Source organism: Georgenia sp. Z1491 (assembly GCF_049856175.1).
Lineage (GTDB): Bacteria > Actinomycetota > Actinomycetes > Actinomycetales > Actinomycetaceae > JB111.
On record NZ_JBNDNA010000001.1, the window covers coordinates 488,885 to 515,182 of the forward strand.

The 26,298-nt window shown below is 72.5% G+C and carries 24 protein-coding genes and 1 pseudogene; 18 read left to right on the forward strand and 7 right to left on the reverse strand.

Going from position 1 to position 26,298, the window contains the following annotated elements; genetic code table 11:
- Window positions 1-110 precede the first annotated feature (110 nt).
- Entirely contained in the window at window positions 111-2,102 is a 1,992-nt protein-coding gene (locus ACPYO4_RS02265; RefSeq protein ID WP_425707580.1) for a vWA domain-containing protein, read from the reverse strand.
- A gap of 13 nt (window positions 2,103-2,115) precedes the next feature.
- Window positions 2,116-3,549 (reverse strand): sigma 54-interacting transcriptional regulator, encoded by a 1,434-nt coding sequence (locus ACPYO4_RS02270; RefSeq protein WP_425707581.1) that lies wholly within the window; start codon window positions 3,547-3,549, stop codon window positions 2,116-2,118.
- A gap of 155 nt (window positions 3,550-3,704) precedes the next feature.
- Between ACPYO4_RS02270 and ACPYO4_RS02275 the strand changes: the two genes are divergently transcribed.
- The 3 genes from ACPYO4_RS02275 to ACPYO4_RS02285 all read left to right on the forward strand — a co-directional run bounded on the left by ACPYO4_RS02275 (window position 3,705) and on the right by ACPYO4_RS02285 (window position 6,188).
- Window positions 3,705-4,349, forward strand: a complete 645-nt coding sequence (locus ACPYO4_RS02275; RefSeq protein WP_425707582.1) for a histidine phosphatase family protein — start codon at window positions 3,705-3,707, stop codon at window positions 4,347-4,349.
- 10 nt (window positions 4,350-4,359) lie between these two features.
- Window positions 4,360-5,202, forward strand: coding sequence for an SCO1664 family protein (locus ACPYO4_RS02280; protein WP_425707583.1), 843 nt, complete (start codon window positions 4,360-4,362; stop codon window positions 5,200-5,202).
- Between the two features lie 167 nt (window positions 5,203-5,369).
- Window positions 5,370-6,188, forward strand: a complete 819-nt coding sequence (locus ACPYO4_RS02285) for a serine hydrolase domain-containing protein (RefSeq protein ID WP_425707584.1) — start codon at window positions 5,370-5,372, stop codon at window positions 6,186-6,188.
- Here the strand turns inward: ACPYO4_RS02285 and ACPYO4_RS02290 are convergent.
- Window positions 6,185-6,976 carry an exodeoxyribonuclease III gene (locus tag ACPYO4_RS02290; protein WP_425707585.1) on the reverse strand — a complete coding sequence of 264 codons (792 nt, stop codon included), beginning with the start codon at window positions 6,974-6,976 and terminating at the stop codon, window positions 6,185-6,187. The genes ACPYO4_RS02285 and ACPYO4_RS02290 overlap by 4 nt on opposite strands.
- A gap of 156 nt (window positions 6,977-7,132) precedes the next feature.
- Between ACPYO4_RS02290 and exaC the strand changes: the two genes are divergently transcribed.
- From exaC to fbaA, 5 genes are all read left to right on the forward strand, one after another.
- A complete protein-coding gene (gene exaC, locus ACPYO4_RS02295) occupies window positions 7,133-8,656 on the forward strand; it encodes an acetaldehyde dehydrogenase ExaC (protein ID WP_425707629.1) in 1,524 nt (507 codons plus the stop codon).
- A 59-nt stretch (window positions 8,657-8,715) separates the two neighbouring features.
- Window positions 8,716-9,168 (forward strand): DUF779 domain-containing protein, encoded by a 453-nt coding sequence (locus ACPYO4_RS02300; RefSeq protein ID WP_425707586.1) that lies wholly within the window; start codon window positions 8,716-8,718, stop codon window positions 9,166-9,168.
- Window positions 9,169-9,263: 95 nt separating this feature from the next.
- Complete coding sequence (gene pyrE, locus ACPYO4_RS02305) at window positions 9,264-9,851, forward strand: orotate phosphoribosyltransferase (protein ID WP_425707587.1); 588 nt, start codon at window positions 9,264-9,266, stop codon at window positions 9,849-9,851.
- A 220-nt stretch (window positions 9,852-10,071) separates the two neighbouring features.
- Window positions 10,072-10,773, forward strand: coding sequence for a TrmH family RNA methyltransferase (locus ACPYO4_RS02310; protein WP_425707588.1), 702 nt, complete (start codon window positions 10,072-10,074; stop codon window positions 10,771-10,773).
- Between the two features lie 184 nt (window positions 10,774-10,957).
- Window positions 10,958-11,980 carry a class II fructose-bisphosphate aldolase gene (fbaA, locus tag ACPYO4_RS02315; protein ID WP_425707589.1) on the forward strand — a complete coding sequence of 341 codons (1,023 nt, stop codon included), beginning with the start codon at window positions 10,958-10,960 and terminating at the stop codon, window positions 11,978-11,980.
- Between the two features lie 203 nt (window positions 11,981-12,183).
- Here fbaA and cysK read toward each other — a convergent pair whose 3' ends face one another.
- The gene (gene cysK, locus ACPYO4_RS02320) at window positions 12,184-13,146 is read right to left on the reverse strand and encodes a cysteine synthase A (protein WP_425707590.1); all 963 of its coding nucleotides are present in this window, start codon (window positions 13,144-13,146) and stop codon (window positions 12,184-12,186) included.
- A 228-nt stretch (window positions 13,147-13,374) separates the two neighbouring features.
- On the opposite strand from cysK, the gene ACPYO4_RS02325 reads away from it, so the two are divergent.
- Window positions 13,375-14,661, forward strand: coding sequence for an adenylosuccinate synthase (locus ACPYO4_RS02325; protein ID WP_425707591.1), 1,287 nt, complete (start codon window positions 13,375-13,377; stop codon window positions 14,659-14,661).
- Between the two features lie 233 nt (window positions 14,662-14,894).
- On the opposite strand, the gene ACPYO4_RS02330 is transcribed toward ACPYO4_RS02325, so the two are convergent.
- On the reverse strand, window positions 14,895-15,857 hold the full coding sequence (locus ACPYO4_RS02330) for an LppM family (lipo)protein (RefSeq protein WP_425707592.1): 963 nt from the start codon (window positions 15,855-15,857) through the stop codon (window positions 14,895-14,897).
- Between the two features lie 171 nt (window positions 15,858-16,028).
- Here ACPYO4_RS02330 and ACPYO4_RS02335 point away from each other — a divergent pair, with 171 nt between their 5' ends.
- The 5 genes and pseudogenes from ACPYO4_RS02335 to purQ all read left to right on the forward strand — a co-directional run bounded on the left by ACPYO4_RS02335 (window position 16,029) and on the right by purQ (window position 21,930).
- Window positions 16,029-17,894, forward strand: a complete 1,866-nt coding sequence (locus ACPYO4_RS02335) for a phosphoenolpyruvate carboxykinase (GTP) (protein ID WP_425707593.1) — start codon at window positions 16,029-16,031, stop codon at window positions 17,892-17,894.
- Between the two features lie 477 nt (window positions 17,895-18,371).
- Window positions 18,372-19,745: a phosphoribosylamine--glycine ligase gene (purD, locus tag ACPYO4_RS02340; protein ID WP_425707594.1), complete on the forward strand. Its 1,374-nt coding sequence runs from the start codon at window positions 18,372-18,374 to the stop codon at window positions 19,743-19,745.
- A gap of 142 nt (window positions 19,746-19,887) precedes the next feature.
- Window positions 19,888-20,805, forward strand: a complete 918-nt coding sequence (locus ACPYO4_RS02345) for a phosphoribosylaminoimidazolesuccinocarboxamide synthase (protein WP_425707595.1) — start codon at window positions 19,888-19,890, stop codon at window positions 20,803-20,805.
- A gap of 49 nt (window positions 20,806-20,854) precedes the next feature.
- Window positions 20,855-21,091: pseudogene (locus ACPYO4_RS02350) on the forward strand (phosphoribosylformylglycinamidine synthase subunit PurS); the annotation flags it as partial.
- Window positions 21,092-21,228: 137 nt separating this feature from the next.
- On the forward strand, window positions 21,229-21,930 hold the full coding sequence (gene purQ, locus ACPYO4_RS02355) for a phosphoribosylformylglycinamidine synthase subunit PurQ (RefSeq protein WP_425707596.1): 702 nt from the start codon (window positions 21,229-21,231) through the stop codon (window positions 21,928-21,930).
- 61 nt (window positions 21,931-21,991) lie between these two features.
- On the opposite strand, the gene ACPYO4_RS02360 is transcribed toward purQ, so the two are convergent.
- Window positions 21,992-22,648, reverse strand: coding sequence for a hypothetical protein (locus tag ACPYO4_RS02360; protein WP_425707597.1), 657 nt, complete (start codon window positions 22,646-22,648; stop codon window positions 21,992-21,994).
- Between the two features lie 242 nt (window positions 22,649-22,890).
- Here ACPYO4_RS02360 and ACPYO4_RS02365 point away from each other — a divergent pair, with 242 nt between their 5' ends.
- The 4 genes from ACPYO4_RS02365 (at window position 22,891) to ACPYO4_RS02380 (ending at window position 24,837) form a co-directional block, all read left to right on the forward strand.
- Entirely contained in the window at window positions 22,891-23,154 is a 264-nt protein-coding gene (locus tag ACPYO4_RS02365) for a hypothetical protein (protein ID WP_425707598.1), read from the forward strand.
- Complete coding sequence (locus ACPYO4_RS02370) at window positions 23,151-23,543, forward strand: type II toxin-antitoxin system VapC family toxin (RefSeq protein ID WP_425707599.1); 393 nt, start codon at window positions 23,151-23,153, stop codon at window positions 23,541-23,543. The genes ACPYO4_RS02365 and ACPYO4_RS02370 overlap by 4 nt, the downstream gene beginning before the upstream one ends.
- Window positions 23,544-23,672: 129 nt before the next feature.
- Window positions 23,673-24,242 carry a dihydrofolate reductase family protein gene (locus ACPYO4_RS02375; protein ID WP_425707600.1) on the forward strand — a complete coding sequence of 190 codons (570 nt, stop codon included), beginning with the start codon at window positions 23,673-23,675 and terminating at the stop codon, window positions 24,240-24,242.
- Window positions 24,243-24,261: 19 nt separating this feature from the next.
- Complete coding sequence (locus ACPYO4_RS02380; RefSeq protein WP_425707601.1) at window positions 24,262-24,837, forward strand: dihydrofolate reductase family protein; 576 nt, start codon at window positions 24,262-24,264, stop codon at window positions 24,835-24,837.
- Window positions 24,838-24,994: 157 nt separating this feature from the next.
- On the opposite strand, the gene ACPYO4_RS02385 is transcribed toward ACPYO4_RS02380, so the two are convergent.
- A complete protein-coding gene (locus ACPYO4_RS02385; protein WP_425707602.1) occupies window positions 24,995-26,161 on the reverse strand; it encodes a hypothetical protein in 1,167 nt (388 codons plus the stop codon).
- Window positions 26,162-26,298 lie beyond the last annotated feature (137 nt).

Here is a 26,298-nt window from a genome sequence, read left to right on the forward strand (position 1 = left end):
AGGGTGCGGTGGGGAGCCCCGAGAGTGCGGTGGGGAGCCACCGAGGGTGCCGTGGGCAACCCACCGACCGCACTCTCGACGAGCCCCGACCGCACTCTGGGCGGAGGGGGTCAGAGGTCCCAGGGGGAGCGAGCCTGCACGTACTCCCCGACGACGGCCGCGCCGAGGTCGTCGAGGTCCGGCGCCACCACGCGGCCGCGCGCCCGGCGTGCCATCGCGTCGAGGAACCGGGCGAGGCCGGGGTCGTCGCCGAGCCGGAAGAACGTGGTCTCGGCGCCGAGCCGCGCCGCGCGGTCGAGCTCGGCGACGGTGAGCCGCAGCGTCTGCGGCGCCGGCGGGTAGTCGAACCACGACTCGCCGCCGGGCTCGAGGTGGGCGGTGGGCTCGCCGTCGGTGACGACGAGCAGCACGGGCTGCATCGTGGGGTGCTGCCGGAAGAACCGGGTCGCGAGCATGAGCCCGTGGTGGAGGTTCGTGCCCTGCTCACGGAACGGCGGCAGGGCGGTGAGCTCGGCGAGGTCGACCCGCTGGGCGTACCTGCCGAACTGGACGAGCTCGAGCCGGTCGCCGCGGAAGCGCGTGGACAGCAGCTGGTGCAGGGCGAGTGCGGTCCGCTTCATCGGTAGCCACCGCCCCTCGGCGGCCATGGAGAACGACGTGTCGACGAGGAGAGCCACCGCCGCCTGCGTCCGCGCCTCGGTCTCGGCGATCTCGACGTCGGCGACGTCCAGCCGCAGCCCCCGGCGCGGGTCGCCGCCCTCGCGTGCGGTGCGCAGGATGGCATTCGTCAGCGAGCGCGTGACGTCCCACGGCTCCGTGTCGCCGAAGGCCCAGGCCCGGCTCGACCCGGTCTGCTCGCCTGCCGCTCCCGCCTGCCGGGTGTCCCGCGATCCGCTGCGCCCCGACAGCCGACCCGCCGCGTCCTTGAGCAGCGACCGGCCGAGCCGCCGCATCGCGCGCGGGGACAGCCGCAGGTCGCCGTCGGAGCCGCGGTGCAGGTAGTCGGAGTCCCGCAGCGCGCGCTCGAGCTCGGCGAGGGTGCGGGCGGAGACGGCGGCGTCGTCGCCGAGGTGGCGGCCCAGCGCCTCGAGGTCGAGGTCCGAGAGCGGGGACCCCGACGACGCCTGGTCGATCTGCTCGGCGAGGCGGTCGAGGTCGGCGAGCTCCTGCAGCGCTCCGGTGCCGTCGCCGAGTCCCAGGCCCTCCTCGCCCTCGAACTGCTCGGAGCCGGTCCAGTCCTCGCCGGGTCGCAGGGCCCGGAGACCGGCGTCGACGCGGGCGAGCTGCTCCATCAGCTGCGGCGAGCCGAACGCCTGCTGGGAGAGCTGCATGAGCTCCTCGCGCTGCTCCGGCGTCATCGAGCTGAGCATCCGGCGTGCTGCGGCGGAGCGCTTCGCGAGCGTGTCGATGAGCTCGTCGACGTCGCGGGGGTTCTCCGGGAACTGGTCGCCGTGCTTCGCCATGAAGTCCTCGAAGTCTCCAGCGGTGTCCTCGCCGCGGGCGTGCTTCTCGAGCAGGTCGCCGAGGTCGGAGAGCATCTCGGCGACGGCCCGCCGATCCTCCTCGGTGGCGCCCTCGAGCGCCTGCTTCATGCCGGCGAACCGCTGCTCGAGCACCTCGCGGCCGAGCAGGTCCTTGATCTGGTCGTACGTCTGGCGCGCCTCGTCGGACGCCCAGTCGTAGGTGGCGAGCTCGCTGACCGCTGCGGCCGTCGACCCCGGGAGGTTCTGGATGACCATCTCGCGGAACGTGCGGTCGGTATCGTCCATGGCGACGTCGCGCGCGAGCTGGCCGCGCTCGGCGAGCACGGCCGAGTCGAGCAGGGCCCTGACCTCCTGCAGCGTGCCGTCGAGCCGGTGCCGGCCGAGCAGGTCGCGGCGGCGCTGCTGGACCCGGCCGGCGAGGTCGTCGAGGCCCTGGGCGCCGCGGCTGCCGCGCCGCAGGAGCTCGCGGAGGGCCTGGTCGGGGCTGTAGCCGGACATGACGTCGTCGGCGATCTCGTCGAGCGCGGCCCCGAGGTCGATCGGCGGCGCTAGCGGGTCGGGACCGCCGGCGTAGCGGCCGTACCGCGCGGGGCGCGGTGATCGGGGCTGCGGGGTCATGTCGTCGCTCCGGTCATCCGTAGACGGTCTCGCCGTCGCCGGTCTCCTTCGAGATCCGGCGGGCGAGGAAGAGGCCCTCGAGCGCGAGCTCGATCGCGGAGGCGCGCGAGCCGTCGTCGTGGGCGTCGAGCCGCTGGGCGATCAGGTCGTACACGGACGGGTCCGCCCCGTCCTCGCCGGCACTCGAGGCCGCCACCGACCCGCCCGTGTACCCCGGCAGCGAGGCGAGGAAGTCGGCGGCGGTCACCTGCTCGCCCGTGGTGACGACCTCGTCGGCGGCCTCGATCGCCGCGACCAACGGTCCCAGGTCGATGCCCGCGAGGTGGGCGCGCACCGTCTCCGCCGTGGCGGTGCGCAGGACGTGCTCGAGGAGCTCGGCCTCGCGGCCCTCCTCGCCGACCTCGAACTCGACCTTGCCGCCGAGGACGTCGACGGCGGTGCGGACGTCGACGACGCGCGCGACCGCCCGCTCCTCCCCGCGCACGGTGGCGCGGTGCAGGGCGGCGGCCGCCACCGTCTCGGCGCCGGCGATCGCGAACCGCGCCGAGACGCCGGAGGACTGGTCGACGGCGGCGGAGTCGCGCAGGTTCCGCGCGAACCGGGCGAGGATCTCGAGGACGGCCGGCGGCACGTCGGCTCCGAGGTGCGCCTCCTGGGTGATGATGGCGATCTCGTCGTCGAGCTCGATCGGGTAGTGCGTGCGGATCTCGGCGCCGAAACGGTCCTTGAGCGGGGTGATGATCCGGCCGCGGTTCGTGTAGTCCTCGGGGTTCGCCGTGGCGACGACGAGGACGTCCAGCGGGAGCCGGAGCACGTAGCCACGGATCTGGACGTCTCGTTCCTCCATCACGTTGAGCAGCGACACCTGGATGCGTTCAGCCAGGTCGGGGAGCTCGTTGATGGCGACGATGCCGCGGTGCGAGCGCGGGACCAGCCCGTAGTGGATGGTCTCCGGGTCGCCGAGCCGCCGGCCCTCGGCCACGCGCATCGGGTCGACGTCGCCGATGAGGTCCGCGACCGAGGTGTCAGGTGTCGCGAGCTTCTCGACGTACCGCTCGTCGCGGTGCCGCCAGAGCACCGGCAGGTCGTCGCCGAGCTCCGCTGCCCGGGCGCGCGAGGCGTCGGTGATCGGGGCGAACGGGTGCTCGCCGAGCTCGGAGCCCTCGATGACCGGGGTCCACTCGTCGAGGAGCCCGGCGAGCGTGCGTAGCAGCCGGGTCTTGCCCTGGCCGCGCTCGCCGAGCAGCGCGATGTCGTGCCCCGCGAGCAGGGCGCGCTCGACCTGCGGGAGCACGGTCCGGGAGAACCCGTGCAGGCCGGGCCAGGGGTTCTCGCCGGCGGCGAGCGCGGCGACGAGGTTCTCGCGGATCTCCGTGCGCAGCGTGCGGAAGGTGTGGTCGGAGGAGCGGAGCTCCCCCACGGTGCTGATGTCCGGGCGATCGCTCACGCCTCCAACGTACGTCGTGCCCGGCGTCGGCGGACAGTGCGTCGTTCCGTCTCCTCTCCTCCGAGATGCCCGACGGCGAACGGCTTGTCGTCCCGGCCGTTCCCCGCCCCGGTGCCGGACGGCCCGGTGGCAAGGACGTGCCTAGGCTGGAGGCGATGACCGAGGAGAAGGCAGCCCCGCCCACGCTGGTCCTGCTGGTGCGGCACGGCACGACGCCGACCACCGGACGTGTCATGCCCGGACGTGCACCCGGTCTGAATCTGTCCGAGCGGGGCCGCGACCAGGCGGAACATGTCGCGGAACGGCTCGCAGCGGCGTCGCCGTCGACGATCCTCTCCTCCCCGCTCGAGCGCGCGCGGGAGACCGCGGAGCCCCTGGCCCGCCGCACGGGTCTGTCGGTCGTGGAGGAGCCGGGGCTGCTCGAGTCCGACGTCGGCGACTGGACCGGAGAGCCGCTCGCCGACCTCGCGCGGTTGCCCGAGTGGCGCACGGTGCAGGAGCGTCCCGCCGAGTTCCGCTTCCCCGGCGGGGAGAGCCTGGTCGAGATGCAGGAGCGGATGGCGGCCACGCTCGACCGGATCCGGGCGGAGCACCGGGGGTCGACGGTCGTGTGCTTCTCGCACGCCGACCCGATCAAGGCGGCGCTGTCCTACGCGTTCGACCTGTCCCTCGACCGGTTCCAGCGCCTCACCGTCGCCCCGTGCTCCGTCTCCGCGATCGCGTACCCGCAGGCGGGCGACCCGGTGGTCCTCACCGTCAACTCCACGCTCGAGTCGCTCGGCGACCTGCGGATCTCCTGAGGGCGTCCCGGTGGACGCGGAGCGTGCGGTGGGCGGCCCGGCGGGGGAGCACGCGAGGGCCGGCGAGGAGGCGCAGGGTGGCGCGCCGCGAACCGCGGACCTGACCGGATCACCCGGAGCGGCCGCCGCGACCGACCCGTGCGGTGCCACCGACCCGTCCGGTACCACCGACCTGCTCCTGCACGGCGACATCACGGTGATCGGGCGGCTCGCGGACTCCAGCAACGAGACCTTTCTCGTCGAGGTCTCCGGGGAGGGCGACCTGACGTGGGCGATCTACAAGCCCGAGCTCGGCGAGGCGCCGCTGCGCGACTTCCCGCCCGGTCTCTACCGCCGCGAGCGCGCCGCGTACCTGCTCAGCGAGTCGCTCGGCTGGCACCTGGTCCCGACCACCGTGCTCCGTGAGGAGGTGCCGTTCGGCGTCGGCTCGCTCCAGAGGTTCGTCGAGCACGACCGGTCCGCCCACTACTTCACCCTCGTCGATGACGCGCCCGAGACCCACGACGACCTGCGGCGGATCGCCGTGTTCGACGTGCTGACCAACAACACCGACCGGAAGTCGGGCCACGTCCTGCGCGGCGAGGACGGCCGCGTCTGGGGCATCGACCACGGGCTCTGCTTCTCGGCCCGGCCGAAGCTGCGCACCGTCATCTGGGACTTCGCCGACGAGCGCATCGACGCCGACCTGCTCGCCGCCGTCGCCCCCGTCGTCACCGAGGTCGACGACGAGATCGCCGCGCTCCTCGACGACGACGAGGTGGACGCTCTTCGTCGTCGGGCGCTACGGCTGGTCACCGAGGGCCGGCTGCCGGTGGACCTCACCGGGATGGCCTTCCCCTGGCCGCTCGTGTAGCGGTCGGCCGCCCGGTCCGAACCGCGCCAACGGGTTCGAACCGCGCCGACCGGTCCGAACCGCGCCGCCCGTGCCGCCCGTCCCGACGGTGACCTCCCGTCCCGAAGGTGACCTCCCGGCGCGAGGGTGCCGCTCCGGCGTCGGGCGGTCCGTGACACCCTGGAGGCGTGGCCACCTACCCCGCACTCGACCGGTTCGACTTCGACGTGGCGCTGCTCGTCGCCACGCACGAGGACGGCGTGGTCTCGTCCGACGGCGACGTCGAGCGGGTCCTGCCGTGGAAGTCGACGACCAAGCTGCTGACGGCCACGGCCACCCTCGTGGCCGTCGAGGCCGGGCACCTCACCCTCGACGAGTCCGCCGGCCCCGAGGGCTCGACGGTCCGTCACCTGCTCGCGCACGCCTCGGGCCTCCCGATGGACGCCGGGGGCCCGAGCCAGGCGCCCGGGAAGCGCCGCGTGTACTCCAACCTCGGGTTCGAGACGCTCGGCGAGCTCGTCGGGAGCCGCGTGGGCGCACCGATCAACGAGTGGGTCCGCGCGCAGGTGGTCGAGCCGCTCGGTCTGACGTCCGTGGTGACCGAGGGCAGCTGCGCGCACGGCTACTCAGGCTCGACCGCCGACCTCCTCACCTACGGGTTCGAGCTGCTGGACCCGGCGCTGATCTCGGCCGAGCTTCATGCCGAGGCCACCGCGACCGTCTTCCCCGGGCTGTCCGGGGTGCTGCCCGGCTTCGGGCGGCAGGCGCACAACGACTGGGGGCTCGGGTTCGAGGTCCGCTCCGACAAGGACCCCCACTGGACGGGGCCGGGCGTGGCCCCGACGACGTTCGGCCACTTCGGCCAGTCCGGCTCGTTCCTGTGGGCGGACCCGACCCGCGGCGCGGCGGCGGCGTTCCTCGGCGCGAAGCGGTTCGACACCGAGGTCCACGGCGTGATCTGGCCCGAGCTCAACGAGCAGGTCGTGGCGGCGCTCGACGCGCGCTAGTTGACCAGGTCGAGATCCACGATCACCGGCACGTGGTCCGAGGCGCCCTTGCCCTTGCGCTCCTCGCGGTCGACGTAGGCGTCGGTCACCTTCGTCGACAGCTCGGGGGAGGCGTACACGAAGTCGATGCGCATGCCCTCGCCCTTGGGGAAGCGCAGCTGCTGGTAGTCCCAGTAGGTGTAGACGCCCGGCGTGTGCGGGCGCGTGACCTCGGCGTACCCGGCGTCCTCGAACGCGGCGAACGCGGCCCGCTCCGGGGCGGTCACGTGGGTCCTGCCCTCGAAGAACTCCATGCTCCAGACGTCCTCGTCCTGGGGCGCGACGTTCCAGTCGCCCATGAGCGCGATGCGTCGGTCGGCGTCGTCCTCGAGCCAGCCGCGCGCCACGTCCTTGAGGGTCGCGAGCCACTCGAGCTTGTAGGCGTAGTGCGGGTGGTCGATCTCCCGGCCGTTGGGCACGTACAGGCTCCACAGCTTCACGTCGCCGCACAGCGCGCCGATCGCGCGCGCCTCGGCCACCGGCGGGTCACCGAACTCGGGCATGCCGGGGAAGCCGACGGCGACGTCGCTCAGTCCCACCCGCGAGGCGATGCCCACGCCGTTCCACTGGTTGAGGCCGTGCAGCGCCACCTCGTAGCCGGCCTCCTCGAACGCCGCCATCGGGAACTGCTCGGGCTTGCACTTGAGCTCCTGCATGGCCAGGACGTCGACGTCCCACCGCTCGAGGAAGGCGACGACGCGGTCGACCCGCGTGCGCACGGAGTTGACGTTCCAGGTGGCGATCCGCATGCGCCCACGGTAGCGCCGCCGTCCGACACGCGGCCCTCGACCTCCGCACATCTGCGCGACCTGCCGACCCACCCTGCCGCCGAGCGCCTCGCGAACCTATGCTCGAGGGACCCGCCACGAGGACGTGGCACCGAGGCCGAAGGAGTCGTGACCCGAATGACCGTCTACGCCAACCCGGGAACCGAGTCGAGCATCGTCAGCTACCGCTCCCGCTACGACCACTGGATCAACGGGGAGTACCGCGCCCCCGTCAACGGCCGGTACTTCGAGAACCCGAGCCCCCTGACGGGCAAGACCTTCTGCGAGGTCGCGCGGGGCGACGCCGACGACATCGAGGCCGCCCTCGACGCCGCCCACGCCGCCGCGCCCGCCTGGGGGAAGACCTCGGCCACGGAGCGCGCGATCATCCTCAACAAGATTGCCGACCGGATCGAGGAGAACCTCGAGGAGATCGCCGTCGCGGAGACGTGGGAGAACGGCAAGCCCGTCCGCGAGACGCTGGCCGCCGACATCCCGCTCGCGATCGACCACTTCCGCTACTTCGCCGGGGCGATCCGCGCCCAGGAGGGCAGCCTCACCGAGATCGACGGCGACACGATCGCGTACCACTTCAACGAGCCGCTCGGCGTCGTCGGGCAGATCATCCCCTGGAACTTCCCCATCCTCATGGCGGTGTGGAAGCTGGCCCCGGCGCTCGCGGCCGGCAACGCGATCGTGCTCAAGCCGGCCGAGCAGACCCCGGCGTCGATCCTCTACCTGGTGGAGAAGATCGCCGACCTGCTGCCCCCGGGCGTCCTCAATGTGGTCAACGGGTTCGGCGCCGAGGCCGGCAAGCCGCTGGCCTCCAACCCGCGCATCCGCAAGATCGCCTTCACGGGCGAGACCACGACCGGCCGGCTGATCATGCAGTACGCCAGCCAGAACATCATCCCGGTCACCCTCGAGCTCGGCGGCAAGAGCCCGAACATCTTCTTCTCCGACGTCGCCCAGGCCAAGGACGACTTCTACGACAAGGCCCTCGAGGGCTTCACGATGTTCGCGCTCAACCAGGGCGAGGTCTGCACGTGCCCGTCGCGCGCGCTCGTCTCGGGCGACATCTACGACTCCTTCATGGCCGACGCCATCGAGCGCACCCGCGCCGTCAAGGCCGGCAACCCCCTCGACACCGAGACGATGGTCGGCGCGCAGGCCAGCAACGACCAGCTTGAGAAGATCCTCTCCTACATCGACATCGGCAAGCAGGAGGGCGCCAAGGTCCTCCTCGGCGGCGAGCGGCTCGAGCACGACGGCGATCTCGCGGACGGCTACTACATCGCGCCGACGATCTTCGAGGGTCAGAACTCGATGCGGATCTTCCAGGAGGAGATCTTCGGCCCGGTCGTGTCCGTGGCCAGGTTCGACGGCTTCGACGACGCGATCTCCATCGCCAACGACACCCTCTACGGGCTCGGCGCCGGCGTCTGGTCCCGCGAGGCCACGACCTGCTACCGGGCCGGCCGCGCGATCCAGGCCGGGCGCGTGTGGACGAACACCTACCACCAGTACCCGGCGGGCGCGGCGTTCGGCGGCTACAAGGGCTCGGGCATCGGGCGGGAGAACCACCAGATGATGCTCAGCCACTACCAGCAGACCAAGAACCTCCTGGTCAGCTACGCACCGAAGCGGCTCGGCTTCTTCTGAGCCGTCCCGACGGCGGGTGCCCGGCCCGGGTGGGCCGGGCACCCCGGGAAGGATCTGACATGACGACGACGGAGCGGGTCGCGCTCACCGACGACGCGGCGGCGCTGCTGCGGCGGCTGCGCGCCACGCACGGCGAGCTGATGTTCCACCAGTCCGGCGGCTGCTGCGACGGGTCGTCCCCCATGTGCTTCGCGCAGGGCGACTTCCTCACCGGCGACGCCGACGTCCACCTCGGCGACCTCACGGTCCCGGGGGAGGCCGGAGGAGATCCCTCGTCCGACGACGCGTTCACCGTGCCCGTGTGGATGAGCCGGAACCAGTTCGAGGTCTGGCGCCACACGCACCTGACGATCGACGTGGTGGCGGGCCGCGGCGCCGGCTTCTCCCTCGAGGCGCCCGACGGCGTGCGGTTCCTCATCCGCTCGCGCCTGTTCACGGACGCCGAGGCGGCAGAGCTGGGCGACGACGACGCCGAGCGCGTGGGCGTGGGCGCGGCGGCCGGCGCGGGGTGAGCGTCGGCGTCGGGCCGGGGTGACCGGCCGCGCCGGGCGTCGGACCCGCGCGGGGTGAGCGTCGGCGTCGGGCCGGGTCCGGCTACCCTCGCTCCGTGACCTCGACGCCCGCACCTGCCTCGAACGACCCCCAGCGCGCCCGCCTCGCCGCCTTCGTCGGCGAGCTCGGCGTGGTGCGCGGGAGGGTCGTGCTCTCCTCGGGCAAGGAGTCCGACTACTACGTGGACATGCGTCGCGTGACGCTGCACCAGGAGGCCGGTCCGCTGCTCGGGCACGTCCTGCTCGACCTGCTCGAGGAGGAGGGGCTCGGGGCCGGCGAGATCGACGCCGTCGGCGGGCTCACCCTCGGCGCCGACCCGGTGGCGACGGCGATCATGCACGCCGCGTCGTCGCGGGGTCAGGGGGTGGACGCGTTCGTCGTGCGCAAGGAGGCCAAGGCCCACGGCATGCAGCGGAGGATCGAGGGCCCGGACATCGCGGGCCGGCGGGTCGTCGTCGTGGAGGACACGTCGACGACCGGCGGCTCCGCCCTGACCGCCGCGCACGCCGTGGCCGAGGCGGGGGCGGAGATCGCCGCCGTCCTCGTGGTGCTCGACCGCGCGACGGGTGCCCGCGAGGCCGTCGAGGAGGCCGGTCACCGCTACCTCAACGCGCTCGAGCTCGCCGACGTCGGCCTTGCCTGACGAGCCGAGTCGCTCATCCGCCGACCGGCGCTTTCCCGCCGCCGGCGGGCCCCAAAGTGCCGTGGCCGGCCACCTCCCGCCTGCCGCTGACCACCCCGCTGCTGCCGCCGACCACCTCCCTCCTGCCGCGGCCAGCCCTGACCGGCCCCCTCCTGTCGCCGAGGCAGTCGGCAAACCGGTGAGTCAGCGCCCCGCGTCGACTGACTCGGCGGTTGCCCGATTGACTCGACGGGGCGGGGTGCCGGACGAGGGCGAACCGAGGGAGTCCGAGCCGAGGAGCTTCCCCGCCGACACCCCGGACATCGCCGACGACGACGAGCGCAGCGTCGGCGTCGGACCGTGGCAGGGAGAGGTGCCGGACGACCCGCGGCTGGACCCCGAGCTGCTGGCTGCGGGGGACCGGCGCAACGTCGCGGACCACTACCGGTACTGGAGCGTCGAGGCGATCCGCGCCGACCTCGCCTCCCGGGCGCACCCGCTGCACCTCGCACTGCTCAACACCGGGCGCGACCTCAACATCGGCTCGCTCGTGCGCACCGCGAACGCGTTCAACCTGGCGTCGGTGCAGATCGTCGGCCGGCGCCGGTGGAACCGCCGTGGCGCCATGGTCACGGATCGCTACCTGAACGTCGAGCACCGCGCGGACGCCGCGGACCTGCTCGCGTGGGCGCGCTGCCGGGGGCTCGCCGTGCTCGGGCTCGACAACCTGCCGGGCGCCGTCCCGCTCGAGGGGCGGGCGCTGCCGCGGGAGGCGGTCCTCGTCCTCGGCGAGGAGTCGGCGGGGCTGCCGGACGAGCTGCTGGCCGGCTGCGACCTCCTGCTCGAGATCACCCAGCACGGCTCCACGCGGTCGCTCAACGTGGCCGCCGCCGGCGCGATCGCCATGCACGCGTGGATGACGCAGCACGCGGTGCTCGGGTAGGTGCACCGATGCCGACTCCCTCCGGCGCCCTCTCGGCGACCTCGGGCACGCGGGCACGTCGGCCGCCGTCCCAGGAGCGACGGATGCCCCGGACATGTCGGAGGGACGGATGCCCCGAACATCGCGCCCGGATCGGTGGGATGATCGGGCCGACAGCACCACGCCCCAGTTCAGGAGGTCCACGATGCCCATCGCTACCCCGGACGTATACGTCGAGATGATCGACCGGGCCAAGGCGGGCAAGTTCGCCTACCCGGCCATCAACGTCACGTCCTCGCAGACCCTGACGGCCGCGCTGCGCGGCTTCGCCGAGGCCGAGTCCGACGGCATCATCCAGGTCTCCGTCGGTGGCGCGGAGTACGCGTCCGGCTCCACCGTCAAGGACCGCATCGCCGGCTCCCTCGCGCTCGCCGCATATGCGAAGGAGGTCGCCAAGGGCTACCCGGTGACCGTCGCGCTGCACACCGACCACTGCGCCGAGCCGAACCTCGACTCGTGGGTCCGCCCGCTCCTGGAGATCGCCAAGGCCGAGGTCGACGCCGGTCGTCTGCCCGCGTTCCAGTCGCACATGTGGGACGGCTCGACGGTCGACCTCGAGACCAACCTCCGCATCGCCGAGGAGCTCCTCGAGAAGTCCGTCGCGGCCCGCACGCTGCTGGAGATCGAGATCGGCGTCGTCGGCGGCGAGGAGGACGGCCACGAGGCCGAGATCAACGAGAAGCTGTACACCACCGCGGAGGACGGCCTGGCCACGGCCCGCGCCCTCGGCACCGGTGAGAAGGGCCGGTACCTCACGGCCCTGACCTTCGGCAACGTCCACGGTGTGTACAAGCCGGGCGCCGTCAAGCTGCGCCCCGAGCTGCTCGGCGAGATCCAGAGCGCGGTCGGCAAGGAGGTCGGCAAGGAGAACCCGTTCGACCTCGTGTTCCACGGCGGCTCCGGCTCGACCTCCGAGGAGGTCGCCACCGCGGTGCGCAACGGCGTCATCAAGATGAACGTCGACACCGACACCCAGTACGCGTTCACGCGCCCGGTCGTGGAGCACATGTTCCGCAGCTACGACGGCGTGCTGAAGATCGACGGCGAGGTCGGCAACAAGAAGCAGTACGACCCGCGCGCCTGGGGCAAGGCGGCCGAGGCCGGCATGGCCCAGCGCATCGTCGAGTCCTGCGAGTGGCTCGGCTCGGCGGGCACGAAGATCGCCTGACGAGCCCGTAGCGCCGGCCGCCCCGGCGCGAAGCGCGATCCCCACGACGGCGGGGCGACAGAGGTCCGCTCACTCGTGGGCCGGACGCACGTGCGTTAGAACCGCGCTCATTGGTCATGTGGGGTGGGCAGGAGTCCGCTGACTGGTCATATGGGGCGGGCAGAAGTCCGCTCACTCGTCGTGCGGGGCGGGCAGAAGTCCGCTCACTCGTCGGTGGGGCGGACATGGTCGAAGAGCTCGGAGGAGACGTAGCGCTCCCCGCCGTCGGGCAGGATCGCCACGATCGTCCGCCCCGCGTGCTCCGGTCGGCGCGCGAGCCGTGCCGCGGCGTGCAGGGCCGCCCCGGAGGAGACGCCGAGGAGCAGCCCCTCGGTGCGCGCCGCCCGCCGCGCCCAGCCGATGGCCTCGTCCTGCGGGACGGTGACGATCTCGTCGATGAGCTCCAGGTCGGTCACGGGCGGCACCCCGTTGCCCCCGGTGATGCCCTGGATCTTGTGCGCCTGCCACTCGCCGCCGCTGAGCACCGGGGCCTCCGCGGGCTCTACGCCGACGAGCCGGACGTCCGGGTTATTTGTGCGCAGGAACCGCCCGGCCCCGCTCAGGGTGCCGCCGGTGCCCGTGGTCGCGACGAGCACGTCGACCCGCCCGCCGGTGTCCGCCCAGATCTCCGGTCCGGTCGTGGCCTCGTGCACCCCCGGGTTGGCCGGGTTGCCGCCCTGGCCGGACAGGAACAGCGTCGGGTCCTCCTCGACGAGCCGGTTGGCGTACTGGTTCGCCCCCGCCATGCCCTCGGCGCCGGGCGTGAGGACGAGCTCGGCGCCGAACGAACGGATGAGGGCGCGGCGCTCGTGGGACACGTCGTCGGGCAGCACGATGACCACCCGGTAGCCGAGGAGCGCCCCGATCCACGCGAACGCGATGCCGGTGTTGCCGCTGGTCGCCTCGAGGATGGTCCCGCCCGGGGCGAGCCGCCCGTCCGCCTCCGCCGCCCGCACGATCGACAGCGCGGTGCGGTCCTTGACGCTGGAGGCCGGGTTGTACGCCTCGAGCTTGCCGAGCACGGTGGCCGGCGGTGCCTGCCCTGCGTCGTCGTGCAGGAGGCGGCCCACGCGCACCAGCGGGGTCCGGCCGACCAGGTCGGTGGCGTTCTCGGCGATCGCGGTCATCTCAAGCTCCTCGGGGATCGATGACGGTGAGCCTCGCACCAGCACCCGACGTCGTACCCCGCTACCGCACACGGTTCCGGATCGTGGACACGGAGCGCCCGGCCCGCGTCGGCGCGCCCGCCGTCCCCGAGCACGCAGGACACGGAGCGCCCGGCCCGCGTCGGCGCGCCCGGGTACGCTCGAGCGGTCGTCGGGGCGCCCGGCGCCAGCGAGCAGAGGGAGCAGCACATGCCGGCAGTCGTGGTCGTCGGGGCCCAGTGGGGCGACGAGGGCAAGGGCAAGGCGACCGACCAGCTCGGCAGCCGCGTCGACTACGTCGTCAAGTTCAACGGCGGCAACAACGCGGGGCACACGGTGGTCGTCGGCGACGAGAAGTACGCCCTCCACCTGCTTCCGTCGGGCATCCTCAGCCCCGGCGTGATCCCGGTGATCGGCAACGGCGTCGTCGTCGACGTCGACGTGCTCTTCGAGGAGCTCGACGCCCTGGCGGCCCGCGGCGTCGACGTCTCGCGCCTGCGGGTCTCCGCGAACGCGCACCTCATCCCCAGCTACAACCGCACCCTCGACAAGGTGACGGAGCGCTTCCTCGGCAAGCGCCAGATCGGCACCACCGGCCGCGGCATCGGCCCCACCTACGCGGACAAGATGAGCCGCGTGGGCCTGCGCGTCCAGGACCTGTTCGACGAGTCGATCCTGCGGCAGAAGGTCGAGGCCGCGCTCGACTTCAAGAACCAGGTGCTCGTCAAGCTCTACAACCGGCGCGCGGCGGACGTCGACGTCGTCGTCGACGAGCTCCTCACCCACGCCGAGCGGCTACGCCCGATGGTCAGTGACGTCGCCCTCGAGCTCAACCAGGCCCTGGACACGGGCAAGATCGTCCTGTTCGAGGCCGGCCAGGCGGCCATGCTCGACGTGGACCACGGCACCTACCCGTTCGTCACCTCCTCCTCCGCGACGGCGGGCGGCGCCTGCACCGGCTCGGGCGTCGGCCCCACGCGGATCGACCGGGTCGTCGGCGTCATCAAGGCGTACACGACCCGGGTCGGCGAGGGTCCGTTCCCCACCGAGCTCGACGACGACATGGGCGAGCACCTGCGCAAGACCGGCGGCGAGTTCGGCGTGACCACCGGACGCCCGCGCAGGACCGGCTGGTACGACGCCGTCATCGCCCGCTTCGCCTCGCGCGTCAACGGGCTCACCGACCTCGTGCTCACCAAGCTCGACGTCCTCACGGGCCTGGAGCGAGTCCCGGTGTGCGTGGCCTACGACGTCGACGGCGTCCGCCACGACGAGATGCCCGCCGACCAGTCGGCGTTCCACCACGCGACGCCGATCTACGAGGAGCTGCCCGGCTGGTGGGAGGACATCAGCGACGTGCGCCGCTTCGAGGACCTGCCACAGGCCGCCCAGGACTACGTGCTCGCCCTCGAGGAGATGTCCGGGACGCGGATCTCGGCGATCGGGGTGGGACCGGACCGCGAGGCGACGATCGTCCGCCACGACCTCATCGACTGACCGAGTTCGGCTGCCGGAAGGGCACGAAGGGCCACAACCGACGCCGACGCCTCCGGGCTCGACGGCGACGACACCTCTCGCCCCGGCTCCTCCTGTCACGGCTCCTCCCGTCACGCCACGCCCGACGACGACGGCCGCCTCCCGAAGGAGGCGGCCGTCGTCGTTGCTGCGGGACCGGGGCTCCGCCCGGCCGGACGTCTGCTCCGGAGGTGCGCTCCGGCGTCGTGCGGGGTCTACTGCCAGCCCTGGCCCTGCGGGGGCTGCTGACCCGGCTGGCCGGGAGGCGGCTGCTGGCCGGGCTGACCCCAGCCCTGCTGGCCCTGACCGGGGCTCTGCGCGCCCCAGCCCTGCGGCGGCTGTCCGCCGCCCCACTGCTGACCCTGCTGGTCCCATCCGGCCTGGCCGGGCGAACCCGCGCCCCACTGCTGCCCGGGCTGCCCGCCGGCGCCCCACTGCTGGCCCTGGTCCCACTGCTGCTGGCCGCCGTAGCCGCCGGCCCCGTAGCCGCCACCGCCGTAGCCACCGCCGCCGTAGCCGCCGGACTGCTGCGCGGCCGCGGCACGCTTCTTCTTGGAGCCGCTGCGGACCACACCCACGACGATGAGCACGACGATGAGCACCACGACGCCGATGCCGACCCACAGCGCCCAGCCGGGGATGCTGTCGAGGAATCCCGGGGACGCCGAGCCGGTGGCCGTGATCCCGTCGCGCATGTGCTCGATGCCGGTGAACGTCACCCGGTTGCCGTCGACCTCGCCGCCGCCGCCGTCGATGACCTCGCCGGGGAAGACCACGGTGGTGGTGAGCTCGGGGGCGCCGCCCAGGGCGGCCATCTCGTCGGGGTTGATCGTCGGGTCGCCCTGGAGCTGGAACGTGAGGACGTCGCCCTCCTGCGTGACGACGTAGCTGCCGTCGTCGTTGGTCATCTGGTCCGTGGGGCCGGTCGCCTCGACGGTGCAGCCCGGCTGGCCGTTCTCCTCGTAGTCCTCGGCCGTCACGGTGCCGCCGTTGACAGGCGCGTCGCCACTGTCGGAGATCTCCTGGCAGTCGACCTGCTCACGGGTCACGCCCGGCATGGTGGCGACGCCCTGGGCGTTGATCGTGGTGTTGCCGTCCGTCCCGATCTCGAAGGTCGTCTCCGCCCGGAAGCAGCCGGACAGGACGAGGAGGAGGACGGGGAGGGACAGAAGGGCCATGATGCGGCGGTACAGCCCGCTAGGCTGGCGATGACGTCTCATGGCGTCACGGTAGCGGTCCGCGGGCGGGTCGTACGTGGGTAGATCACCACCGATGTCGCCGTTCGTGGCGCTCGGTGCACGATCAGCACCGGGGGAGCGGACCCCCGGCATCAAGGAGGATGATCAGTGATGACCACCCAGAGCCCGGCCGTCGATCTGGCCCGAGCATCGGCGCCCGAGGGAGTCCCGGAGGACCTGCTCGCCTGGGTCGTCGGCATCGCGGAGCTCACCGGGCCCGCGAAGGTCGAGTGGGTGGACGGCTCGCAGGAGGAGTGGGACCGGCTGACCTCCGAGATGGTTGAGTCCGGCACGCTCGTCCGGCTGAACGAGGACCGGCGGCCCAACAGCTTCCTCGCGCGGTCCCTGCCCTCCGACGTCGCCCGCGTGGAGTCGCGGACCTACATCTGCTCGGAGCGGGAGGAGGACGCCGGCCCGACGAACAACTGGGCGGATCCGGCGGCCATGAAGGAGACGCTGCGCGGCGTGTTCGCCGGTGCGATGGCCGGGCGCACGATGTACGTCGTCCCGTTCTCGATGGGTCCGCTGGGCGGGGACATCTCCAAGCTGGGCGTCGAGGTCACGGACTCGCCCTACGTCGTGGCCAACATGCGGATCATGACGCGCATGGGCACCCCCGCGCTCGACCTCATCAAGGGTGGTGAGTTCTGGGTGCCCGCCGTGCACTCGGTGGGCTACCCGCTGATCGACGCCGAGGGCAACGAATGGCCGGACGTCCCCTGGCCGTGCTCGGAGGACAAGTACATCACCCACTTCCCCGAGACCCGCGAGATCTGGTCCTACGGGTCCGGGTACGGCGGGAACGCCCTGCTGGGCAAGAAGTGCTACGCACTGCGCATCGCCTCGGTCATCGCCCGGGACGAAGGCTGGATGGCCGAGCACATGCTCATCCTCAAGCTGACGAACGAGCGGACCGGGCGGTCCTACCACGTCACGGGTGCGTTCCCGTCGGCCACCGGCAAGACGAACCTCGCGATGCTGCAGCCCACGATCGAGGGCTGGAAGGTCGAGACCGTCGGGGACGACATCGCCTGGATGCGGCAGGGCGCGGACGGGCGGCTCTACGCGATCAACCCGGAGGCCGGCTTCTTCGGCGTCGCGCCCGGGACGGGACGGTCGACGAACCCCGTCGCGGTCGACACCCTCACCGAGAACATCCTGTTCACGAACGTCGCCCTCACCGACGACGGCGACGTCTGGTGGGAGAGACTGACCGACGAGGCGCCGGCGCACCTCACCGACTGGCAGGGCAACAGCTGGACGCCGGACAGCGAGGCCCCGTCCTCGCACCCCAACAGCCGGTTCACCGCGCCCGCCGCACAGGCCCCGACGATCGCCGACGACTGGGAGGACCCGGCCGGCGTGCCGATCGACGCCATCCTCTTCGGCGGCAGGCGCGCGTCGAACGTGCCGCTCGTCGCCGAGGCGTACGACTGGGAGCACGGCGTGTTCATGGGCGCGACCGTGGCCTCCGAACAGACCGCCGCCGCGGAGGGGACCGTGGGCGCGCTGCGGCGCGACCCGTTCGCCATGCTCCCATTCTGCGGCTACAACATGGCCGACTACTGGGGGCACTGGCTCCGCATGGGCGAGAAGCTCGGCGAGAACGCGCCCCGGATCTACCAGGTCAACTGGTTCCGCAAGGACGCCGACGGGAAGTACATGTGGCCGGGGTTCGGCGACAACTCCCGGGTGCTGGACTGGATCATCCGCCGCGTGAGCGGGGAGGTCGACGCCGTGGACGGCATCACGGGGCGGATGCCGCGCGCGGCGGACCTCGACCTCACGGGGCTCGACCTCGCGCCCGAGGTGCTCGAGGAGATCTTCCGGGTCGATCCGGCCGCGTGGGCCGCAGAGTCCGACGCCACCGAGGCCTACCTCGAGCAGTTCGGCGACAAGGTGCCGGCCGAGGTGCGCGACCAGCTGGCCAGGCTCCGCGAGCGCATCGCCGCTGCGCAGGGCCGATCCGGCGAGTGAGCGGGATTCTGCTCGGCGAGTGAGCGGGGATCTGTCCGCTCCGCATGGCGAGTGAGCGGACTTCTGCCCGCGCCCTCGCCAGCGGTGCCGCCGCGGCCGCTCTCCCCATCGAGGCAATCGGGTAAGTGCCCAGTCAATGCCCCCGGGGCGCTGCCTCGGTGGTTACCCCATTGCCTCGGCGACCACAGGCGGGGGAGCGGATTGTTCGTTTCTGAACGCGGCTGTCGATATCGGCGTGATTGTTAGCTTCGCTGTCAATATCGCTTTGATTGACAGGTCTCGCTCGGGACGGCAACACCTCCGCGCCGTCCCGGCGGGCGGAACCGCGCTCACTCGTCCGACAGATCTCCGCTCACTCGCCAGCCGGAATCGTCCAGCGCTGGCTGCTCGCGCGCGGGGGCGCCGCGCCACCGCCCCGGGCCGGCCGACCTGGGCGGCCCATGAGGGGTGTGCCCACTCACCCGTACCCTTGCGCGGGTGAAGATCCTGCTCCTTGGTTCCGGTGCCCGTGAGCACGCGCTCGCCCGCGCCCTCGCCGCCGACCCCGTCACCGAGTCGCTCGTGCTCGCCCCCGGCAACCCCGGGTCCGCCCACCTGGGGGAGCGGGTCGACATCGACATCCTCGACGGCGCCGCGGTGGTCCGGCTGGCGATCGAGAAGGCGGTCGACCTCGTCGTCGTCGGTCCGGAGGCCCCGCTCGTGGCGGGCGTGGCCGATCCGGTGCGCGCGGCCGGGATCCCCGTGTTCGGGCCCAGCGGGGAGGCGGCCCGGCTCGAAGGCTCCAAGGCCTACGCCAAGGAGATCATGGCGCTCGCCGAGGTCCCCACGGCGATGGCCCACGTGTGCGTCACCCTCGACGAGGTCGAGAGCGCGCTCGACGCCTTCGGCCCGCCCTTCGTGGTCAAGGACGACGGTCTCGCCGCCGGCAAGGGCGTGGTCGTCACCGACGACCGCGACGCCGCACTCAACCACGCGGTGGCCTGCCTGGCGCCCGCCGTCGGGGGCGACGAGTCCACGGGGGGGCGCGCCGCCGTCGTCGTCGAGGAGTTCCTCGACGGCCCGGAGGTCTCGCTGTTCTGCCTGTCCGACGGCGAGCGCGTCCTCCCGCTCGCGCCGGCGCAGGACTTCAAGCGCATCGGCGACGGCGACACCGGCCCCAACACCGGCGGCATGGGCGCGTACTCGCCGCTGCCGTGGGCGCCGGAGGACCTCACCGAGCAGGTGGTCGAGCGTGTTGCGCGGCCGGTCGTCACCGAGCTGGCGCGGCGGGGGACGCCGTTCGTCGGGCTGCTGTACTGCGGGCTGGCGCTGACCTCGCGGGGGCTGCGGGTCATCGAGTTCAATGTGAGGTTCGGCGACCCGGAGGTGCAGGTCGTGCTGCCGCTCCTGCGCACGCCGCTCGCCGGGCTGCTGCACGCGGCCGCCACCGGGAGCCTGCCCGAGGGCGGCGTGCTCGAGTGGGACGAGGGCGCCGTCGTCGGCGTGGTCGTCGCGTCCGCCGGCTACCCCGGCATGGTGCGCACCGGCGACGTCGTGGATGGGCTGGCCGCGGCCGACGCCGTCGAGGGCGTGCACGTGGTCCACGCCGGGACGGCCGACGCGGACCGACCGGACGACGACGAGACCCCTGACCGCGACGGGGCCACCGAGAGTGCGAACACCGCGGACGGCGCGGTGGTGTCTGCGGGCGGGCGGGTGCTCACCGTCGTCGGGCAAGGCGCAGATCTGGCCGCCGCCCGAGACGCCGCCTACGCGGGCGTGGCCGAGGTGCGTCTCGAAGGTTCGCAGCACCGGACCGACATCGCGCTCGCGGCCGTCGAGGGGCGCGTCCAGGTTCCCGAGACGGCCTGACGCCGCGGCGCACCCGTGCGTCGAACCGCGCCGTCGAGGGGCGCGTTCGGGTTCCCGAGACGGCCTGACGTCGCCGCCCACCACCTGGCCCCCCGGACGGACGTCCCTGTCCCGGCACGCGCCCCGGTGAGAAGATGACGGCATGAGCATCGGGGTCGGTGAGGCGCCGCACCTACGCGGCTGGAGCCACGTCTACAGCGGCAAGGTCCGGGACATGTACGTGCCCGCCGACCAGGAGTCCGGCCGCGGCGGCGACGTCGTCCTCATGGTGGCCTCCGACCGCCTGTCCGCGTTCGACCACGTGCTCCCGACGCCGATCCCGGGCAAGGGGGTCGTCCTCACGCAGCTGACCCTGTGGTGGTTCGAGCAGCTCGGCGACCTCGTCACCAACCACGTGGTCTCCCTCGACGTGCCGGACGAGGTCGCGGGCCGCGCGATGATCTGCCGGCGCCTGCAGATGTACCCCGTCGAGTGCGTGGTGCGTGGTTACCTCACCGGCTCAGCGCTCGCGGAGTACCGCGCGACCGGCGAGGTCTGCGGGGTCGAGCTGGAGCCGGGCATGACCGACGGCGACCGCATCGACCCGCCGATCTACACGCCGGCGTCGAAGGCGGCCGTCGGCGAGCACGACGAGAACATCACCTTCGAGCAGTCCGTCGACAAGGTCGGCGTCACCGCAGCGCGCCGCCTGCGTGACCGGTCGCTCGCCGTCTTCGACCGGGCCGCCGAGATCGCGGCCGCGCGAGGCCTGGTCCTCGCGGACACCAAGTTCGAGTTCGGCCGCGAGAACCGCCCCGGCGACCCCGAGCTCGTCCTCGCCGACGAGGTCCTCACCCCCGACTCCTCCCGGTTCTGGCGGGCTCAGGACCTCGTGCCGGGGTCGACCCCGCCGAGCATCGACAAGCAGTACGTGCGTGACTGGCTCACCTCGCCCGACTCGGGCTGGGACCGCGCCTCCGACGCGCCGCCGCCCCCGCTGCCCACCGAGGTCGTCGAGCGCACGCGCGAGCGCTACGTCACCGCGTACGAGACGCTCACCGGTCAGACGGCGGACGTCTGACGTCGCGCCCCGGCATACCCTGGGGCCAGCCGTCACGAAGGGACATCACATGGGGCGCATCGTCGTCGACGTCATGCCGAAGCCGGAGATCCTCGACCCGCAGGGCAAGGCCGTCGCCCGCGCGCTCGAGCACCAGGGCCTCGCCGGCTTCGCCGTGCGCCAGGGCAAGCGGTTCGAGCTGAGCGTCGAGGGCGACGTGACCGACGCCCACCTCGACGCCGCACGGAGGGCCGCCGAGGACGTGCTGTCCAACCCGGTCATCGAGGACGTCGTCGCCGTGCGCGCCGAGGTCACCGGAGGGGCAGCCGGGGCGGGCTCGGCCGCCGCGGGGCAGGCCGCCGACGTCGCCGCGGGCCTGGGTGGTCCTGCCGGTGACGCGGCGGGTCCCGGTAGCGACGCCAACGACGACGCCGAGGTCGCGCGGTGACCGCACGCATCGGTGTGGTCACTTTCCCCGGCACCCTCGACGACGTCGACGCCGCCCGCGCGGTGCGCCTCGCCGGCGCGGAGCCGGTGGCCCTGTGGCACGCCGACGCCGACCTCAGGGGCGTCGACGCCGTGGTGCTGCCCGGTGGGTTCTCCTACGGCGACTACCTGCGCGCCGGTGCGATCGCTGCCCTCGCGCCCGTCATCCGTTCGGTGGTCGACGCGGCGCGCGCGGGCACGCCGGTGCTCGGCATCTGCAACGGCTTCCAGGTCCTGTGCGAGGCCCACCTGCTGCCCGGTGCGCTCGTGCGCAACGAGCGGCAGCGGTTCGTGTGCCGGGAGCAGCGGCTGCGCGTGGCGTCGAACCGTACTGCCTGGACGAACCGGTTCGAGGCGGGCCAGGAGATCGTCGTGCCGCTGAAGAACGGTGAGGGCCGGTACGTCGCGACCGACGAGACGCTCGACGAGCTGGCCGCCGAGGGGCGTGTGGTCTTCGAGTACGTGGGCGTGAACCCGAACGGGTCGCTCCGGGACATCGCGGGCGTCTCCGACGCGAGCGGTCGCGTGGTGGGGCTGATGCCGCACCCGGAGCACGCCGTCGAGCGCGGGTTCGGGCCCGACACCGCCGACGGCGCGCGCGCCGGCACCGACGGCCTCGAGCTGTTCCGCAGCGCGATCGAGTCGCTCGTCGCCGCCTGAGGGGGCGTTGTGGACGCAGGTCATCGGGATTGCTGATCGATCAGCGGTGACATCGGCACGGTCAGTGGCCGAGGGGCCGGTGACCCGATACGCGCGCAGCCGGTCGGCGACTCGAACGTGAGGCGATGAGCCCCGCCGCGACCGAGGCGGCGACGAGGAACGCCCTCTCTGCTTTTCCTGATGAGGGCCTGTCCTTCGGCCGATCGACACGCTCGACTGACCGATCGCGATCGGTCAGCGAAGTGCGCGCAGCGCCGGGGATGTGAAACGTGCCGATCGCCACCGAGGAGGCGAGTATCAGCGAGAGTGTCGGGACCAGGACGAACATGGTGCCGAAAGCGGCAGCGGACGTGGCGCTGACCCATGTAACGAGAAGTAGCGCGGGTAGGAACGCCGCGACGGTCAGGTGGCCGGCCCACGTGAGGTGGTGACGGAGCTTCACTGCATCTGGGTCATCCGACCGGCGAGTTGCGACGAGAGTCGCGAGGATCGCGCCGAGGGTGGCGACGAGCATCGCGCATACCCAACCAATCGAATGAGCGACCTGGGCGCCCCAACGCGTCGCGGCATCGTCGGCCCGCGTCCACGGATCGCCCTCCTGACCCACGAACCAGACCACCAGGAAAGTCGCCGCGAGGCTGACCATGCTGCAGCCTGTCGTGACGAGCGCGGCCTCGTGCCAAGCAAGGGTGGTGCGGTTGTCGCTGGTGCGTCTCATTGTTCCCCCATGCTGATGACGCTACGAGGGCACTCCGACATCCGTGCGGCGTCGGTCGTCCAGCACACATCGTCTCTACCGGTGCGCACTTGCTGCCGCCGGAGGAGGACCAGGTGAATCGGCCGCCCGGCCGGAGTGAGGTCTGGATCCCGACGTGGACCAGGGAGATCTCGCCGGCCCATGGTCGACGTGAGTGTCCCGCCCCCGTGGGTCACCGCGGTCGCTGGTGGTACACTGGGGGGATGCCGACCACCCGACCGCGCCATCAGGTCACTGAGACCGACGAGGTGGCGCGCGCACTCGACGTCGCGGCGCGTCGTTGGCCTCGTGAGTCACGCTCCAGGTTGCTGGTGCGGCTGGTCCAGACCGGCAGCGAGGCACTCGAGGAGGAGCGCGCCGGCAGGGTTCGTCGCCGACTCGCTGCGATCGAGGCGACCAGCGGCAGCTACGCGGAGGCGTTCGGGGACGACCACCTTGATGAGCTCCGACGCGACTGGCCTACGTGATCACCCTCGATGCCAGCGTGGTCATCGCCCACCTGCGGCCCAAGGATCTCCACCACGAGGCGGCGACCGCCTACCTGCGCGCACATGCCGACGAGGAGCTGCTCATCCATCCGCTGAACCTCGCCGAGGTTCTAGTCGGCGGAGTGCGCGTCGGCCGCGGGGACGAGCTGCAGGCCGATCTGAACGCTCTCGGGATCCAGGCCGTCGTGCCGCGCGAGGGTGAGCCGCTCCGGCTCGCGACTCTGCAGGTCGAGACCGGTCTGAAGCTGCCCGACTGCTGCGCGCTGAACACCGCCGTGACCTCCGGGTCGGCACTGGCCACGTTCGACGACAAGCTTGCCGAGGCGGCCCGTGCGCGTCACGTGCCGGTGGGTGGTCGGCCCGTGTAGGGACCTGCCCGCGCTCGTCACCGGCCTGCGCGCGCGCCCGCGCAGGAGTATGTTCTGGCGCACCGGCCGCCGGGTCGCCCGGCCACCCGGCCGACGGACGGAGCCGGCACAGGACCGCGAGGGAGCGGCATGGGACGGCTCATCTACTCGATGCAGGTCTCGCTGGACGGCTACGTGCAGGACGAGAACGGCGACTTCTCCTGGGCCGCCCCCGAGGCCGGCGACCATCAGGCCATGAACGACGCGATGGCCGACGTCGGCACCTATCTCATGGGCCGGAAGATGTACGAGATGATGCACGTCTGGGAGACCGACCCGGCGATCGCCGAGGAGGGCCCCGAGGCCGCCGAGTTCGCCCAGATCTGGCAGCGCGCCGACAAGATCGTCTTCTCGACGACGCTCGCCGAGCCGATCACCGCGCGCACCGGCCTTCGGCGGACCTTCGACCCCGACGAGATCCGCGCGCTCAAGGAGGCCTCGGACGAGGACCTCACCATCGACGGACCCACGCTCGCCGCCCACGCGTTGCGCCACGGGCTCGTCGACGCCGTCATGCCCGTCGTCTACCCGGTCTCGATCGGGTCGGGCCTGAGGTTCCTGCCCGACGGCGTCCGCCTCGACCTCGCACTCCGGAGCGACCAGGTGGTGGGGCGCGGGATCGTCTTCCTCGAGTACGAGGTCCTGCACGGCCGGGACTGAGCGGACGGGGGAGAACGCGATGGGCCGCCTGATCTACTGGATGAACGTCTCGCTCGACGGTTACGTCGCGGGCCCGGACGGCAGCCCCGGCTGGGCCGAGCCGAGCGCCGAGGTGATGGCCGCGTTCAACGCCGACACGGCCGACGTGGGCACGTTCCTCTACGGCCGCCGCATCTACGAGCTGATGAGCGTGTGGGAGACCGACCCCACGATCGCCGCCGGGTCGGCCGGCAACGCCGAGTTCGCGCGCCTGTGGCAGGCCGCCGACAAGGTCGTCCACTCCGCGACCCTCGGCGTCGTCCCCACCCGGCGGACCCGGGTCGAGCGGGCGTTCCGGCCCACGGACGTGGAGACCCTCAAGCGGTCGACGACGGCGGACCTCACCGTCAACGGCCCCACCCTCGCCGCTCAGGCGCTGCGTGCGGGTCTCGTCGACGAGGTCGGGATCTATCTCTGGCCGGTGGCCCTCGGCGGGGGCCTGCGGTTCCTGCCCGACGACGTCCGCCTCGACCTGCGCCTGACGAGCGAGCGACGGTTCGCGGGCGGGACCGTCCGCCTGCGCTACGACGTCGTCGGCTCCCGCGCGACCGTCTGACGGCACGCGGCTCCCGCGCGACCGTCTGACGGCACGCGGCTCCCGCGCGAGCGTCTGACGGCACGCGGCTCCCGCGCGAGCGTCTGACGGCACGCGGCTCCCCCGCGAGCGGCTGGTGGCGCGCCGGCCGATCCGCGTGGTCGTCAGCGACCTCGGGTCAGAGTCCGGCGTCCTCGGGACTCAGCCGGGCGCCCTCTGCCCAGGCGCTGACAAGATCCGGGCCGGCCTGACCGAGCGGGCCGACCACGTACTCCAGCTCGTCGGTCGACAGCGGCTCCGCGTCGTCCACGGCGGCCAGGGCCTCGTCCACGCTCTCGACCATCTCGCCGGTGGTGGTGAGGTAGTCCGGGACCTCCAGCTCCGGGTCCACCGTCCCGACCAGCGGCGTACCTACGGCCGCGATCTTCGGGAACACGCTGCCGGGGATCCCCACGGCGACCTCGGCCCGTGCCGCTGCCTCCGCGGACCCCTCCTCGGCGATCTCGAACTCCTCCCAGAGGGACTCGTCCTCACGCGGGTGCAGCCCGACGAGGATCTCGTACCCCTCGTCGCTGAGCGCGTGCGCCGTCTCCAGGAGGAGCTCGGCCCCCGGTGCCGCACCACCGGTCTCGTCCGGGTGCGTCACGCTGGTCAGGATCAGCACGGTGTCCGGCTCCGGTGCCGATTCCGGGGTGTCGTCCAGCTCCGGGACACCGACGACCTCGATCTCGTCCTCGCTGATGCCGAGGTACACCGCGAAGGTCTCCTGCTCGGCGTAGGAGCCGGCCGTCACCGCCGTCAGCCGTGGCCGGACGTCGTCGGCGTACGGGGCCTCCTCGGGCTGGAGATAGGCGGTGCTGCTGGCCACCACCGGCAGGCCATCGAACTCCTGGACCACCTCGGCGGGCCATTCCTCGGCGCCGTTGATCACCAGCAGGTCGTAGTCGAGGGGATCGGCCTCGTCGAGCGGGACGGACGCCACCGCGGACTCCTCGTCGACCTCGGACATGTCGGGGACGATCAGCTCGATCGTCCCGGCCTGTGCCGCGATCTCGTCAGCGACATGCTCGACGTGGTAGGCGCCCCACGGTTCGTTCGTGGCCACGGCGACCCTCAGGCCGGCACCGTCTGCCGCCTCCGGGTCGGCGTCGCTCTCGGCTTCCTCGGTCGCGGCTTCCTCGTTATCGGCGTCCTGCTCGGTGCCGGCGGCGTCCGCGTCCTGGATCTCGGTACCGGTGCCCGCGTCCGTCTCGGTGCCGTTGTCCGCGCCCTCCCCGCAGGCGACGAGGAGCAGGGCGATGGTGGGGACGGCGGCGAGGGCCGTGATGCGGGTTGTGGGTGCCATGGTGCCGGACTGTGCCCCGGCTCCATGAACCGGATGCGAACGCGGGGCGATCGCCTCCTGAACCGCTAGGCGTCGCTTCGCACCTCTGCCGGAGTACGGCTCGTGATGTCACGGAGGCGGGGGTGAGCGACTCGCGG

Coding starts and splice junctions, on each gene's coding strand:
- ACPYO4_RS02385 (WP_425707602.1), bottom strand. CDS start 26,161: ATGGCACCCACAACCCGCATCACGGCCCTCGCCGCCGTCCCCACCATC.
- exaC (WP_425707629.1), top strand. CDS start 7,133: ATGACCGTCTACGCCAACCCGGGAACCGAGTCGAGCATCGTCAGCTAC.
- ACPYO4_RS02335 (WP_425707593.1), top strand. CDS start 16,029: ATGACCACCCAGAGCCCGGCCGTCGATCTGGCCCGAGCATCGGCGCCC.
- ACPYO4_RS02330 (WP_425707592.1), bottom strand. CDS start 15,857: ATGGCCCTTCTGTCCCTCCCCGTCCTCCTCCTCGTCCTGTCCGGCTGC.
- ACPYO4_RS02290 (WP_425707585.1), bottom strand. CDS start 6,976: ATGCGGATCGCCACCTGGAACGTCAACTCCGTGCGCACGCGGGTCGAC.
- ACPYO4_RS02275 (WP_425707582.1), top strand. CDS start 3,705: ATGACCGAGGAGAAGGCAGCCCCGCCCACGCTGGTCCTGCTGGTGCGG.
- ACPYO4_RS02360 (WP_425707597.1), bottom strand. CDS start 22,648: ATGAGACGCACCAGCGACAACCGCACCACCCTTGCTTGGCACGAGGCC.
- ACPYO4_RS02265 (WP_425707580.1), bottom strand. CDS start 2,102: ATGACCCCGCAGCCCCGATCACCGCGCCCCGCGCGGTACGGCCGCTAC.
- ACPYO4_RS02365 (WP_425707598.1), top strand. CDS start 22,891: ATGCCGACCACCCGACCGCGCCATCAGGTCACTGAGACCGACGAGGTG.
- ACPYO4_RS02345 (WP_425707595.1), top strand. CDS start 19,888: ATGAGCATCGGGGTCGGTGAGGCGCCGCACCTACGCGGCTGGAGCCAC.
- ACPYO4_RS02300 (WP_425707586.1), top strand. CDS start 8,716: ATGACGACGACGGAGCGGGTCGCGCTCACCGACGACGCGGCGGCGCTG.
- ACPYO4_RS02375 (WP_425707600.1), top strand. CDS start 23,673: ATGGGACGGCTCATCTACTCGATGCAGGTCTCGCTGGACGGCTACGTG.
- ACPYO4_RS02380 (WP_425707601.1), top strand. CDS start 24,262: ATGGGCCGCCTGATCTACTGGATGAACGTCTCGCTCGACGGTTACGTC.
- fbaA (WP_425707589.1), top strand. CDS start 10,958: ATGCCCATCGCTACCCCGGACGTATACGTCGAGATGATCGACCGGGCC.
- cysK (WP_425707590.1), bottom strand. CDS start 13,146: ATGACCGCGATCGCCGAGAACGCCACCGACCTGGTCGGCCGGACCCCG.
- ACPYO4_RS02325 (WP_425707591.1), top strand. CDS start 13,375: ATGCCGGCAGTCGTGGTCGTCGGGGCCCAGTGGGGCGACGAGGGCAAG.